The following is a 15,128-nucleotide window of genomic DNA, read 5'->3' on the forward strand; positions in this document are numbered from 1 at the left end:
TCATTTTACCACAAGCAGAATTTGATGCAAAAAATACGGGTAGACCCCTTTCGTCGTAATTTTCAACGACTCATCAGAACACTTATGTGTTGAGGGGTGGACGAACAGCAAATGTCCGCCCCGGGCAGGCTTAGGCCTCCTCCATGACCTGAGCCAGAGTCAGAAACTCCTTGTCCCGACTAAACGACTCGAATCCCATCGGGACATCATTCTCCCGCCGCAGCTTAAGTACGCCGTGGCGTTCGAGAGCCACACCCATGGTGACGGCAAGGTCGCACAAGGCTACGGCATCTTCCCCCTTGCAAACCCCGAAGTCCACCATGAAGCTTCTCGTGACCAGCTCACACAGCGTGAAGCAGCACTCCGTGCTTGGCTGGCCCCACTCTTCCAGTGTCGGCCTCGGATGTTCTGCCGCCGCCTCCGGCTTTTGCACCTTGTGGCGTGCTGCAAAATCATCGAGGATTCCGACAATCTTCTCCCAGTCTGCCACATCTTCCGCACGGGAAGATTCTTTCAGTGGCAGAAGTGAGAGATAGATACTTGCCAGCAGCCCCTCGAACTCTTCATACCTGAAGTCGGTGTGGGGCATCGTCCCGACATTCAGTTGGGCTTCTTCGCCCATTGGGCACCACTCCTTTATCACTCGAGTTTCGCACTAGACAATACAAGATTTATCCTTTAATGTCAAGGATCAATCAGTAATTCAGACTAATAAAAAAGATCGAGAACTCGATCTTTTTTATTATTTCCGAAAAGATATTATTTGTTATTCTATCGTTCTGGGTTTTTCGATAGTTTTGAAAATGATAATTTTATCACCTACAGCAATCTTTGCTCCGGCATCCGCACCAAATCCAAACTCAATTCCGGCATCAACTTCTTTAACCTCGTCCTTTTCTCTTCGCAATGAGAGAATTTTTCCTCGCCACTTTTCATTGTCATTTTGGAAAACCTTGATTTCATTTCCAATGGCAGCTTTTCCACCATCAAGCCTTGCGCCAGCAACTACACCTTTCTTGTCATCACGGAATATTGCCAAAATCTCGCCGCCTCCAAGCTCATCTTCAATAATTTCTGGAGGAAGCATACCAGAAAGTGCCCCCTTAACATCTTCAATAAGTTTATAAATAACATCATACAGCTCTACTGGGATCTTTTCTTTTTCAGCAATTTTTAGAGCTGCCTGAAGCACTTTGACTCGAAAACCAATAATGATTGCTTTGGTCGCCTTAGCAAATGTAATATCTGATTCTGAAATCGTGCCAATTCCTTCGGATACGACATTCATTTTAATTTCTTGGGTATCGATTTCGTTAAATGACTTCTTGATTGCTTGTAGCGATCCGTTTACATCTGCCTTTAGAACAATGTTTAATTCCTTGGATTTTCCAGTGGCAATATCGTCCGCCACCTCCTCAATTCCAACTTTTTGTGCCGTAGCAACATGAGCAATACTTATGCTTTCTTTGATCTGCGATGCTGCTTCCCTTGCTTCTTTTTCATTGTCGTAAGCAATTAATTTGTCACCAAAAGTCGGCAATGATTTTAATCCGGCAACTCGGGCTGGAAAGCTTGGTGGAGCTGATTTGATTGGCCTTCCTTGATAATCTTCCAATATTCTAACCTTACCCCATGACGAGCCTATCTGGACGGGATCACCGACTTTCAAGGTACCATTTTCGATAAGCGCAAGCGCCAGTGCTCCGGCTCCTTTATGCATATGTGATTCGATAACCACTCCGACAGCCTTGTCAGAAGGATTAGCTTTTAGTTCCATAAGATCAGCTTGCAGTAAAATAAGCTCAAGTAAATTATCAATGCCAATGCCAGTTTTCGCTGAAACCTCTACCATCGGTGTTTTACCGCCCCATTCCTCTGGAACAAGTTCATATTCGGAGAGCTGTTGTTTAACTTTCATTACATCAGCATCAGGCAGGTCAATCTTATTGATGGCGACAATCACCGGCACATGATGAAGCTTGATTTGTTCGATCACTTCCTGCGTTTGCGGCATAACTCCGTCGTTGGCCGCAACAATAAGAACGACTATGTCCGTAATTGCCGCTCCATGGCTTCGAAGGGCCGAAAAGGCTGCATGTCCAGGAGTGTCAATAAATGTGATAGTGCGATTTTTAATGCCACTTTTTACCTTGTTTAGCGTGACTTGATAAGCAGAAATGTGCTGGGTAATTCCGCCTGATTCACCCTCGGCGACATGTGCCTCTCGGATTTTATCCAAAAGTGAAGTCTTGCCATGATCGACATGTCCCATAATAGTTACGACTGGTGGGCGAATTTCGGATCCCTCGGATGAGATTTCAATCTTTGCCTTTTCTTGCGATTCTACCGGGTTTTCTTCTTCCTTTTCCTTCACACTGATTCCAAGATCATCCGCAATGATAGCCGCTGTTTCAAAATCAATTGTTTGGTTAATATTGGCCAATATGCCGTTTTTCATCAGTTCAGAAATAATGCTAGTTACAGGCAAGCCGGTTACGACGGCAAAATCTTTAACCGTAATGACCGCAGGAATTAATATTTCTCCCCTACTCTCCCTAGTGGCTGTTTCCTGCATTTCAGGAATATTATTTTGGGTAGCAAAAGAGCGGCGATTCTGCGCCCGCTTTTTTTTGTCGCTCTTTTTTTGTGGATATCGTTTCTTTTGCATTTTTAAAAGCGAAAATTACCCTTTTACGCTCACTAAGAATAGCACACTTAACCACTCTTCGCAACGAAGAGCAAACACAACATGTTTAGATCCTAGTATCGAGTAAAATAATTAGATATTTGACACTAGTTATACAACCCTTTTTGCTTACCCCAGTAGTTTGGCTCATCATCCTTTTTTATTGAAGGAACCTTTTTGATCGTAAACCCAGCTTCAACTGATTTTTCCTCGTTTTTTTCTTCCCTTACTTTCACCTCTGCTGTTTCTTTGTAATTATGGATTTCTGGAATAATTGTTTTCGAAGAATTTGATTTTTCTTCTGGCTGTTTTGTTGATTTTGTCTCCGGCACTTTTGGCTCCTTGTAGGATTTAATCTTTAATTCCGCAGCCGGATCATTCTTTTCATCTTTTTCTGCAGCTCTTTTTTCAACACTTTGCGAATTGGCAACTTCTTTTGAAGAATTATTTTTCGACTCATCGGATGATTTTGTTTCTTCTTGTGGCTTAATATCTAATTTTGGCGGTTTTCCATTATCCAGCGGAAGCTGACTGCTATCTCCTTCGTCTTCATCATTCGGCAAAATCAGGGCAACAGACGCAACCTTATCTCCTCCCTTTAATCTCATGAGCGTAACGCCCTGAGTGTCTCGGCCCAAACGTTTAATATCTTTAAGTGCCATTCTTATAAACTGGCCTTTGTTTGAAGCAAGGACAACATCTCCTTCATCAGAATAGGTAATATGCATACCGATTACGTTACCAGTTTTCGGAGTGCAGTTAGCGGCTTTTATTCCCATTCCTCCGCGTTTCTGCAAGTGGAAATGTTTCAGCATTGTGCGTTTTCCAAATCCATTTTCAAGAACAATTAGCATATCCGGCCCAGTATATTTGGTGATTGTTTCGTCAAATATACCCGCAAATTTGCTATGAATAACATCCATCGACATCACATTATCGGAAGCCTTGAGCCTCACTCCGGTTACGCCGCTTGCAGATCGTCCCATTGGCCTGGCATCAGTTTCGTTATAGCAGATTGCAAGGCCTTTTTCAGAGACCTCGACAATCGTGTCGTTGCCAGAAGTTGCCTTAACCCATTTAAGCTCATCGCCAGATTTCAAGCCGATTGCAACAATGCCGGTTTTTCTTATATTGTCATACTTTTCAATTTCTGTACGCTTGATTTGGCCGTTTTTGGTCCCCATGACAAAGAATTTCATGCCGTCTTTTACTTGCGGGACAGTCAAAATTGAAGTTACTTTTTCAGTTGGACCAAGCTGGATTATGTTTACTACCGGTGTGCCTTTTGACTGGCGTGAAGTTGCCGGAAGTTCATAGACCTTACTCTTGAACACGCGCCCTTGGTTGGTAAAAAAGTATATATCATCATGAGTATATGAGCACACCAGATAATCAACAATATCCTCTTCCTTGGTCGTCATCCCAACTACACCAACACCGCCACGGACTTGTTTCCTGTACGTCCCAACCTCTTGGCGCTTAATGTAGTTGCCTCGGGAGAGAGAAACAATTACTTGTTCGTTCGGGATTAAATCTTCAGCAGAGAATGATCCGAGGGCATGCGGAACGACAACTGTTCTTCTGCCGTCGCCGTATTTTTCTTTAACTTCAGAAAGATCATCTTTGATAAGCCCAAGAATTTTTTCGGGATGAGCAAGAATATCCTCAAGATGAGCAATCCTCTTCATAATTTCGGCAAGCTCATCTTCGATTCTCTTTCTCTCAAGAGCTGCTAATGCCGAAAGCCTCATGTCCAGAATAGCGTCAGCTTGTTTTTCGGAAAGCTCAAACCTTTTTATCAAATTTATTTTTGCCGCATCACGGGTTTCGGATTCTTTTATTGTCTTGATAACCTCATCGATATTATCAAGAGCAATTTTCAAGCCTTCTAAAATATGAGCCCTATCTTTGGCACGATTAAGCTCATATTCACTGCGCCTAGTAATTACTTCTTTCCGGTGTTCAATATAATAACCAAGCACATCTTTGAGTGACATCACCCTTGGTTCAAGATCGGGAGTTAAGGCAAGCAAATTTACATGAAATGCCGTCTGCATGCTTGTAAGCTCAAATAGGCGGTTTAAAACCTTATTTGGATAAGCACTGCCCTTGAGCTCAACCACAACCCTGACCCCGCGGCGGTCTGATTCGTCTCGAAGGTCAGAAATTCCATCAATTTTTTTCAGCTTTACAAGTTCAGCAATTTTCTCGATCAAAGTTGCTTTATTTACCTGATATGGAATTTCCGTGATCACGATACGGAAGCCGCGCTTCGCTTCTTCGATCTCAGCTTTTGCCCGCATCATAATGCGGCCCTTGCCGGTCGCATATGCTGTTTTGATATCTTCAATATTGTAGATATTTCCGCCAGTTGGAAAATCTGGCCCTTTTATAAATTCCATGAGATCATCAACAGTTGCTTCAGAATTATCAATCAAATGTATGACACCATCACACAATTCTCCCAAATTGTGAGGTGGAATATTGGTTGCCATGCCAACGGCAATTCCCATGGAACCGTTCAACAATAGTTGCGGAATTCTTGCCGGTAATACCATTGGTTCCTGTGTCGAGCCATCATAGTTATCTTGCCAGTTGACGGTATCTTTATCGATATCAAGAAGCATTTCTTCTGCAATTGCGCTCATACGGCACTCAGTATATCGCATTGCAGCAGCAGAATCGCCATCCATAGAGCCAAAGTTTCCCTGGCCATCAATCATAGGATAACGCATTGAAAAATCTTGAGCTAAACGCACCAAGCTATCATAAACCGCTAAATCGCCGTGTGGATGAAAATTACCAAGTACCTCACCCACGACTTTTGCCGATTTGCGGTATTTCACATTGTGGCGAAGCCCCGTTGAATACATGGCATATAATACGCGGCGGTGAACCGGTTTCAGGCCATCGCGAACATCAGGCAGTGCCCGAGAAACAATAACACTCATAGCATAATCGAGATATGAGACTTGCATTTCTTCTATCAATGACCGCGGTTTTAAAAGGCCAAATTCACTCTTGATTTCTTCCTCGATTACTTCGTCAGGAATTGAATCAATGTTTTCAGCTTCATGAACTTCGCCGGTATCATCAGACATATGATGAACAGGTTCAATTTCTTCGGGCTCTTCTTCAGATTCTGCTATCGAGTTATCGTCTTGTCCGGTTTGGTCTTCAGAAACATCATTGTCGTTCTTGTTTTGGTCTTTCTCTTCGTCCATACTAGTTCCTTGTCATTTATGTTAAATATCCAAATTTTTAACCGTCTTCGCTTGAGTTTGAATAAATCTCTTGCGAGGAGGTACTTGATCACCCATTAGCATTGAAAATATTTCGTCTGCTTTTTCAGCGTCATCCAGTTTTACTTGCCACAGCATGCGGTTTTCAGGATTCATGGTTGTCTCCCAAAGCTGCCCGGGATTCATCTCACCCAAACCTTTGTAGCGCTGAATCGAGATACCCGTTACCTCTTCCTTGCCAGCTTTAATTTCACGGACCTTCGCATCTTTTTCATCGTCAGAATAGACCCAGTATTTATCTTTTCCCTTGATTATTGAATATAATGGTGGTTGGGCAATATAGATGTGCCCTCGTTCGATAAGATCTGGAAAATTTCTAAAGAAAAACGTAAGGAGAAGTGTACGGATATGCGCACCATCGACATCCGCATCAGTCATTATAATGACGCGGTCGTACCGAAGGCGCGAATAATCAACCTCCTCACCGATACCGATACCAAGTGCTACAATCAAGGCTTTGATTTCATCTGAAGAGAGCATCCTATCAAGCCTGGCCCGTTCAACGTTAAGAATTTTTCCCCGAAGGGGTAAAATCGCTTGAAATTCACGATCTCTGCCTTGTTTGGCTGACCCACCAGCAGAATCACCCTCAACTATGTATATTTCTGATCGTTTTGGATCTTTTGAAGAGCAATCCGCCAACTTCCCAGGGAGAGTCATTCCATCGAGCGCACCCTTACGAATAATAGTATCTCTGGCGGCACGGGCAGCAAGCCTGGCACGAGCTGAAATCGAACATTTTTCAATGATTTTTCTAGCTTCTGCAGGATGTTCTTCAAGATAATACCCCAACGATTCCGTGGCGACAGATTCTACAATAGTCCTAACCTCAGTATTGCCAAGCTTCGCTTTCGTCTGGCCTTCAAACTGTGGATCGGGCAATTTTACTGATAAAACAGCCGTCAATCCCTCTCGGACATCTTCACCAGAAAGGGCTGTTCCCTTAATCAAATTATTCTTTTTAGCATAATCATTAATTGCGCGAGTTAAGGCCGTCCTAAAACCGGTCAGATGTGTGCCGCCTTCTGCGGTATTAATATTATTAGCAAAAGTATAAGTATGTTCCTTAAAATCATCGGTGTAGGCAAGTGAAAGCTCAACAACAACATTATCGGATTCTTTCTCAATATAAATCGGCGGATCATTAAGCGGAGTTCGCGACTTATTGATATGGCGGACATAGGAAGAGATTCCACCCTCAAAATAAAAGGAATATTCTGGATTGTGGGCAACAATTGATTCCTTCTTCTCGTCCGCAGCCGAGCCACGGCCGGTTTTCATGTTTTGCTCGAAATCCTCTTTGTCCTCTTCGGTTTCGAATCCTTCCTCTGGCTCTTCCTCTTTTGCCTCTTCTTTCTGCGAAGGCTTATCGCGAAGATCTTTAACCGTAATCATAACCCCCTTAGTCAGATAAGCCTGTTGTCGGCTATGAGCCAAGATGGTAAGAAAATTAAAATTGATATTAGAAAATATCTCCGGATCAGGCAAAAATGTCACTTTGGTACCGGTATCCGATGCTTCGCCGATAACTTTGACTTCTTCTTTGGCAACTCCGCGTTCAAACTCTTGAAAATACAGCTTTCCGTCTTTTTTGACCTCCACTTTCACCCAGGTTGAAAGAGCATTAACGACGGAAACGCCCACCCCGTGCAATCCTCCGGATACTTTATATCCTCCATCGCCGAATTTACCTCCCGCATGAAGAACGGTAAGAACTGTTTCAAGAGCCGATTTACCGGTCGCTTTAACTTTGTCAACCGGAATGCCTCGGCCATTATCATCAACGGAAACCGAATTATCTTCATGAATAATAACTTCGATTTTATCGCAAAAACCGGCCATCGCCTCATCAATTGAGTTGTCAAGGACTTCCCAAACCAAGTGATGGAGGCCGTCGATTCCAGTGCCGCCAATATACATGCCCGGTCGTTTTCGGACCGGCGCAAGTCCTTCCAAAACAGTAATTTGAGATGCGTTATAAGAATCGGCTTGCTTGTTCTTATCTTTGTCTTCCGGCATCAAAACTCCTAATCTAACATTAAATTTCGAGAATAAATTTCAAACTAATCCAAAAACAATAACCGTTGCAATTAATTACTTAATGTTTGCAATTTTGGCTTTGAAATTTTGATTTTGAATTAATTATTACGTATATATTTTATCACTCGACTCCAGATTTGCCAAGCACAAAATGAATCTAAAATTCCAGAATTTACCCTCTGGAAGTAGCAAAAAGCATCACCAATTATTGTGTATAATTAGTAGGCCCATACTTGAGAATTGCTTGTTTAAAATATACTATTTCCGTTGCAATTTGATTGATATGTTTTTGTCAGAAATTAAGTCAAAATTAAAAGTTGCCGAATTTGTCTCCGCATTGTACTCTTGTAGATTTATCGGTACTAAATTTTCTGGAAAATGTAGCGTATAAGTAATTCTGTCGGCGTTTGCACCTGGCTGGCGTTGAAAAACAGCGGAGTAAATCAATCCATTTTGGTCAAAGTTATTTATTGGAAAAGAATAATTGATGGTAGCCTTACTTTCCTCTTTTGGTTTGGTGTTGATCCAAAAAACCATTTCGGGATTACCCGCCTCTTCGCTTGCCCAATAGGGCTGGCCATTTTTATAGCCAGAATTGCTATTTTGCTCAAAGTTACCGACAACCGGATCAAAATTTGTAACTTTCGAATTTGCTGGCAAAAGAACCCGTAAAAGGTTGATGTTGTATCCGTCTGGCCATTCATTCGATCCGTTATGAATGCGATTGATGATAAGAGAATTGTTTACTATTCCATCGCTACCAATAGTGGAATCTAATGATAAATTTTCCAAAATGTTTGAGCTTGATTTGAACCCATTCAAATTTGAATTATTAACATATAAATAATCGTTTCCCGTATTCAAGACCTTTCCGGCGATATTGTATTTTTCCAAGTCAGCCTCAATGTCTTTGTCAAAAGCGTAGAACATCATGTGCTTCTGGCTGAAAGAATCCGAGAACGTTTTAAATAAGTTTACAATTTCTGTTTTGTCGGAAAGTTTGGAAATCAAACGATCGACTACAGCCGGCATCATATCCGCAAGCATTTTTTTGGGCTCATTTTCCTCTAGTGCACCCGATTTGTTGAAATAATCTTGGTGTACTTCTTTTTCTGTTTCCATTTCAAAATTATTTGCATCAATTATTTTCTCATAAGCCGGCAAATCAACCGGGCCAATTAATCGTAATATATCCACGAAAGCAGATGTGTCCAATTCAAACACTCCATCAATCTTCTGTCCTGTTTCAGCTTCATAAAACCATTTAATTTTCTCAAATGCCTCGGGTCCGTCAACAGCCCATCCGGAATCCTTTAGTGCCCATGTCCCATCTCTGACAACCCACGAAAGATCATCCGGCGGTGCAATTTTTGTTGTGGCCTCAAATGCATGATCGATTTTGTAAATATTCGTGCCAAAATCAATTCCATTGAACTTGCCATTTTCAAAATGTGCTACCCCAAAAGAACCAAAGGACCCGCCACTTCCACCCCTAAGTTCCGCATTGTTTTGAAAAATTATCAGAAAATCACGTTTTTGCCCATCTTTTGCCGAAATCCAAGGCAAGTCTGTAGAAACAAGTTTTTGAGAAGATTCGATCGACTTTTTTGCCGAGGAAATTGCCGCTCGGGCTTTTTCTATACTATTTTTGAAGGATCCTAGCTGACCAAGATTTATTCTATTTAAAATTTTTTCACAATCCGATAATCTATCGGACGAATCTGAAATGGTTTTTGAAAATGCTTCTGACACAGCGGCAATATCAACAGCAAAATTGACGTTTTTGTCCTTTTTATCTTTAGCAAACTCTTCGGAAATTATTGCTTCCAAACTTTTTTGCGAGTCGGTAAGCGTATTTAAAATAATATTTGCTGCATCGAGCGTCATTTCCAAATTAACCGTGTCGGAATGTTTGTTGGAGATCAAACTTAAATAACTTAAATCCTGCCCCCAAGATTGGAGATTGAGTTTTATTTCAGAAATATTTGCTCTGGCTTTTTCAGCTTCGGACAGCGCCTGATCGATTTCGCCCTTGTTTAAGCTGGAAAACGCATTGTCTAAATAAATTTTAGTGTTTTCAACTAAGATTTCTACTTTACTTTTAGCATCAAATGCTCGGGCAAGTGAAAAAGCTAAAAGAGATGTTAAAATTGCTACAGCAATACTTCCTCGTGCAATCGCCATTTTCAGTTTATCGCTCAGAATTGGCTTCTTTTCAAAATTTTCGGAACCATGCCAAAAACCATCATCGTAGCCGTCTCTATTTTCGTAAGATACGGCAATCGGTTTTTTTCTATTAGTCCTGATTTTGATGTCGTGAATTTTCCTCACACCCCTCGCCTCATATTAGTTTCTGACTTTTAGTTTTTGGCAACTCATTTTGAATTAGTATTAGTATAGCTAGAAACTAATTTATCAATCGTTGTCTTGAATTCGTTCCTGAATCTTTCCGATGAGAATTTTTCGGCATGCTTCCTGATTTTTGTAGTATCGTATTTCTTTGGGTCAAATGCTTTGACTGCAGCAATTAATGAGTCTGTTGTTTGTTCGGTAAAAAATTCGCCTGTTACACCGGGCACGATTGTTTCCGCTGCACCGCCAATCCCATAAGCAATCACAGGCCGGCCGGATGCCATCGCCTCTACTGGCACGATTCCAAAATCTTCTTCGGCCGCGAAAATGAACGCTTTCGCTTCACAATAGTATTTTTTGATCTCATCATCACTCAAAAAACCCAGAAACTCAATATTTTTATTTGCCTTTTTTGCCAACGCTTCCTTCTCTGGCCCGCGGCCGATAACCTTGAGCGGAAGCCCCAACTTATTGAAAGCATCAATAACAAGATCACATCGTTTGTACCCGACAAGCCTGGAAACAAACAGGAAATAGTCTCCGGTTTTGCCATTTTTGTCTGGTGAAAATTTTTCAACATCAACCGGCGGATATACGACCACACTATCTCGATGGTAAAATTTTTTGATTCTTTTAGCTACATAATGTGAATTTGCAATGTAATAATCGACTCGTTCAGCAGCGGCGATGTCCCAGATTCTATTTTTGTGCGCCACTTTTTTCCGAAGACCCGACAGGAACCCTTTACTAGCCCTGGGATCTACCTGTGGTTCCCACAAATACCGAGATGGCGTATGACAATAGCATATGTGTACGGTATTCGGCTTTGTAATTATGCCCTTTGAGGGAAAACTCGTGGATGAAACCACAACATCGTACTTGGAAAAATCAAAGGACTCAAATGCAAGTGGGGTGTATGGGATCAGAAGTTCTCTTTTTGATTTAAAAAACGGCCAATTATTTAAATAGCTGGTTTTGATATCAAATTTTGCAAATTCTTTGGCACCAACCGGATCAAATACCGAAGTATATATCGGAGCGTCAGGATAAATCTTTTTGACCTCAAAAAGAACTCTTTCTGCTCCAGCCATATTTGTGAGCCAATCATGGACGAGTGTGATATTCATACTTTCCGCCGAATATTTCATAAATTATTAAACCGATCGTTTTAATCACAATTTTCATATCAAACCACAAGCTCCAATTTTCAATATAGAACATGTCATATCTCACCCTCTCCGGAATAGAGGTGTCTCCTTTTAAACCATTGACTTGCGCCCAACCGGTAAGGCCTGATTTGACCCTGTGTCGCTTATAATATTCAGGAATTTCTCTCTCAAATTTTTCTACAAAGGTTGGTTGTTCCGGACGAGGCCCAACAAAACTCATATTACCTATCAATATATTCCAAAACTGGGGCAATTCATCAATGTTTGTCTTCCGAATTATTTTACCAAGAGGAGTAATTCTGTTCTTTTCATCTTCGGCCGTAGTCCATTTGGCGCCGCCATCTTTAAAATCACATTTATCAATGTACATCGATCTGAATTTATAAACTTTGAATTTTTTTCCATCGCGGCCAATACGATCATGAGAATAAAAGATTGGACCCCTTGAGGTCAGTTTTTCCAACAGCACAATTATTAGCAAAATCGGGGACAAAACGATAAGTAATAAAGCAGAAAAGATAATGTCACAGATTCGCTTAATGATTCTACCCCAGCCGTCCAGAGCAATCGTTTGGACATCAAGAAGTGGCATCGACCCGATTGTGTCGTTTTTGACGCTTATGGTCATTGCGCCAAATATTGAGGGAACAAAGCTCAAAGCTATAGACCTATCGCTGCAAGTTTCTATAATTTGCGCGATTTTAGTTTGTGAGAGTTTAGATTCCGATGCGATGACTTGGTCGATTTGTTTTTCAGAAATAATTTTTGAGAGCTCAGACAGATTGCCAAGATATTTCAGGGCCTCACCAGATCTTTCATCGTCTGATGCAACCCCAGCCACCCGCATACCTAAGGAAGGATTTTTTCTGATTTCATTTGCCACAAACGAAGTGACATTATCTGCACCAATTAAAAGTATATTCCGGCGCCCGATTCCAAATTTTAAAAGATAAATTTGAAGCTGGTCTAGAAGCATTCTGCCAAATGAAATCAAAATTATGCTAAATGCCCAAGTTAAAAGCAAAATTATTCTTGAAAAAAATGTGGTTTTCGAAAAAAACAAAATCATGGTCAAAATAAGTATAACCACAGAACTTGAAATAAAAATTTTGAATAAATCGGAAAACGGGTTTCGGTCTGCTCTTTTTCTATACAAACCAAAGGCGGCAAAAATAATTATCCAAATGGGAATGAGATAGAGTGCATACTGAAGGTATTGCCAAAATCCATTGCGATTAAACGTTTCGCCAATTTCAAGGTTTATTCGAAGCAAGTAAGAAAATGCAAAACCAGCGATTATCATCGCGATATCCAAGGGAAGCAAAACGAATATAAAAAATAATTCGGCTTTCTTCATAAATGTAACTTGATTCTAGCTTATATGATACCATTATTCAATAATTCGCCGATAATTGGACGATCGTCGATATTTCGACGATAGCTGAAATGAAAAAAGCTCGCGTCTCACAACTTTTTCATTAGGCTGAAATGAAAAAAGCCTTATTCAGGCTTTTTTCACTATCAAAAACAAAAATTAAAAGAGTCTTTGATTAGGCGGCTTTTCCGATTCGGAAAACCTTAGTACCACATGCTGGGCAGACGCCTCTTGTTGCTGGCTTGCCATTCTTCATGGTAATTTGCTCAGCTGACTGCATCTCAACCTTTTTGCGGCATTTAACGCAATATGCTTGTGCCATTTTCTTCACCTCCTTCCGTGTGGGATTTTTACTTATCTTACGTACATAAACCATTGTATTAGGCGTGGATCACGCTTGTCAAGCACTTTTTCAAAAGAAAATTTTACTTTTTTGCCACAGAAATATTCCAAGATATAATATTGGCTCTCATATTGGCTAATTACGATTAAGATATAAAATGCATATAGCTACAATAAATTTACTACCATTGTTGTTCCCGACAGAAAAACAAAAATGCAGCAAGAGCCGCATTCTTGAATGTTGCACAATATTCTGTCTATTTCTGATTATATCCGACAATATTTGCCAGTTCCTGCAAAGATTTATCACCGGAATATTTTGTTCCGTTGTAAATCCAGGTCGGGTATCCCTCTATGCCCTTGGCGACACATTCGTCTGGATTTGCATCCGGTCCTGAAGCATCACACTCTACATAATCAACATATTTAAAGGCATCTCCGAATATTTCCTTCTGGCTTTTGCAATGAGGGCACCAATATGCCCCATACATTACCATTCCTTGAGCTGTCATGTATTTTGCAAGTCCAGTGGCGAAATCCTGATCCTCTGTGGTCACCCCTGCTACATTACCTTCGCCGGAATTGTCCGAATTTGCTTGTTCGCTGCTAGATTTTTTATTGGAATAAAACAAAATAACCAACCCAATTATTACAATAATCACTGCGATAAATACGAATAGATATAGTGGTTTGTTTTTCATATTCTCCCTTTCTGAATAAAATTTATATGCTGCTACCCAAAACTATATCGCTGGTTTCAACAAATGTAAATACGCCATTTCGGTATCTATAAGTGGTGCGCAAAGCGTCGGATAACGGATCAAGTTCATAATTTCTATTATCAACATGAATCAAGTTTAAATCATGGTTAATAGCAAAATTCGGCTCATCCGACACCATATTTGCGGTTTCCCCACTCTCAGTTTTGAATTTAACCACATCAATTTTTCTGTCTTTATATGCCACAAATTGAATATTTTGGCTATGAGCGCCAACATTTCCAATCAGGCACAATAAGTTATCGTCGGAAAAATTATACGACACTGGATCACAAAATTTCACCTCATCCTGAAAACCGCTTAGTGAAACTGACTGAGCAAGAAACCATGATTTCGAAATGGTAAGAATAAATATCGTATTGTCGCCCTCTTTGTAGCTTTTCAAGCTGACCGATTCATCTTTCTTGTCTTGATCCAGGTTAAGATGGATAATCTTTTCTGAAACGATATCTCCCTTTGGTACATTTCTGGAAAGATCGCCCCTGAAAATAAAAACTAGCGAGGCTACCCCCGCCAAACATATGATAAACGCCAATAAATATATTTTTCTATTCAAAATTGCCCTTCCAAAATTACAACTCCCGCTGCTTCCCCCATATTGTTTTCGCGATATACATATATATGATCATAACTACTCATGTCTTCACCCTTGCGATATTCTAGGTAGTACGTGCCACCATCATCATCCAATTTTCCAAGAAACAAAGGTTCGGACGATTCATTGGCTGATTTGTATGCCCATCCTTCATATGACCACCCTTGTTCTAAATTTGGCAACTGGGCATTGATAGTCAGTATAAACTCACTGTTTGCATAAACCCTTCCAGATATTCCACTCGCTTCAGTCCCCACCGCTTTTAGATTTATTTTTTGGGGAGAAGGAGCTACATTTGTTTGGTCTTCGTCTTTCGAATTATCTTCGTCTGATGAAACTGGACCATTTGACACTAGGGATCTCTCATTTGAAGTCTTCTGGTCATAAAGATATAGCCCACCCCCCAAAAGGAGTGCGATTATTGCGACTGCGAGAGCAATATTTGATGATTTCATTTTAACCACACTGATTTTTAATCTAGCCAGATA

The 15,128-nt window shown here is 40.8% G+C and carries 11 protein-coding genes; all 11 read right to left on the reverse strand.

Annotated features, from left to right (window positions below; translation table 11 throughout):
- Positions 1-130: 130 nt before the first annotated feature.
- Positions 131-622, reverse strand: a complete 492-nt coding sequence (locus tag WC080_01070) for a hypothetical protein (GenBank protein ID MFA7243867.1) — start codon at positions 620-622, stop codon at positions 131-133.
- Positions 623-766: 144 nt separating this feature from the next.
- Positions 767-2,668, reverse strand: a complete 1,902-nt coding sequence (gene infB, locus WC080_01075) for a translation initiation factor IF-2 (GenBank protein MFA7243868.1) — start codon at positions 2,666-2,668, stop codon at positions 767-769.
- A 125-nt stretch (positions 2,669-2,793) separates the two neighbouring features.
- Positions 2,794-5,910, reverse strand: a complete 3,117-nt coding sequence (gene gyrA, locus WC080_01080) for a DNA gyrase subunit A (protein ID MFA7243869.1) — start codon at positions 5,908-5,910, stop codon at positions 2,794-2,796.
- Between the two features lie 21 nt (positions 5,911-5,931).
- On the reverse strand, positions 5,932-8,007 hold the full coding sequence (gene gyrB / locus WC080_01085; protein MFA7243870.1) for a DNA topoisomerase (ATP-hydrolyzing) subunit B: 2,076 nt from the start codon (positions 8,005-8,007) through the stop codon (positions 5,932-5,934).
- 279 nt (positions 8,008-8,286) lie between these two features.
- The gene (locus tag WC080_01090; protein MFA7243871.1) at positions 8,287-10,359 is read right to left on the reverse strand and encodes a DUF4012 domain-containing protein; all 2,073 of its coding nucleotides are present in this window, start codon (positions 10,357-10,359) and stop codon (positions 8,287-8,289) included.
- Positions 10,360-10,403: 44 nt separating this feature from the next.
- The gene (locus tag WC080_01095) at positions 10,404-11,507 is read right to left on the reverse strand and encodes a glycosyltransferase (protein MFA7243872.1); all 1,104 of its coding nucleotides are present in this window, start codon (positions 11,505-11,507) and stop codon (positions 10,404-10,406) included.
- Positions 11,485-12,906, reverse strand: coding sequence for an undecaprenyl-phosphate glucose phosphotransferase (locus WC080_01100; protein ID MFA7243873.1), 1,422 nt, complete (start codon positions 12,904-12,906; stop codon positions 11,485-11,487). Before WC080_01100 ends, WC080_01095 begins: the two co-directional genes overlap by 23 nt.
- A gap of 193 nt (positions 12,907-13,099) precedes the next feature.
- On the reverse strand, positions 13,100-13,246 hold the full coding sequence (locus WC080_01105; protein MFA7243874.1) for a DUF5679 domain-containing protein: 147 nt from the start codon (positions 13,244-13,246) through the stop codon (positions 13,100-13,102).
- A 277-nt stretch (positions 13,247-13,523) separates the two neighbouring features.
- Entirely contained in the window at positions 13,524-13,967 is a 444-nt protein-coding gene (locus tag WC080_01110) for a protein disulfide isomerase family protein (protein MFA7243875.1), read from the reverse strand.
- A gap of 22 nt (positions 13,968-13,989) precedes the next feature.
- Entirely contained in the window at positions 13,990-14,601 is a 612-nt protein-coding gene (locus tag WC080_01115) for a hypothetical protein (GenBank protein MFA7243876.1), read from the reverse strand.
- Positions 14,598-15,104 (reverse strand): hypothetical protein, encoded by a 507-nt coding sequence (locus tag WC080_01120; GenBank protein ID MFA7243877.1) that lies wholly within the window; start codon positions 15,102-15,104, stop codon positions 14,598-14,600. Before WC080_01120 ends, WC080_01115 begins: the two co-directional genes overlap by 4 nt.
- Positions 15,105-15,128: the final 24 nt, after the last annotated feature.

The sequence above is a fragment of the Patescibacteria group bacterium genome, assembly GCA_041674405.1.
Classification (GTDB): domain Bacteria; phylum Patescibacteriota; class UBA1384; order XYA2-FULL-43-10; family XYA2-FULL-43-10; genus JBAYVT01.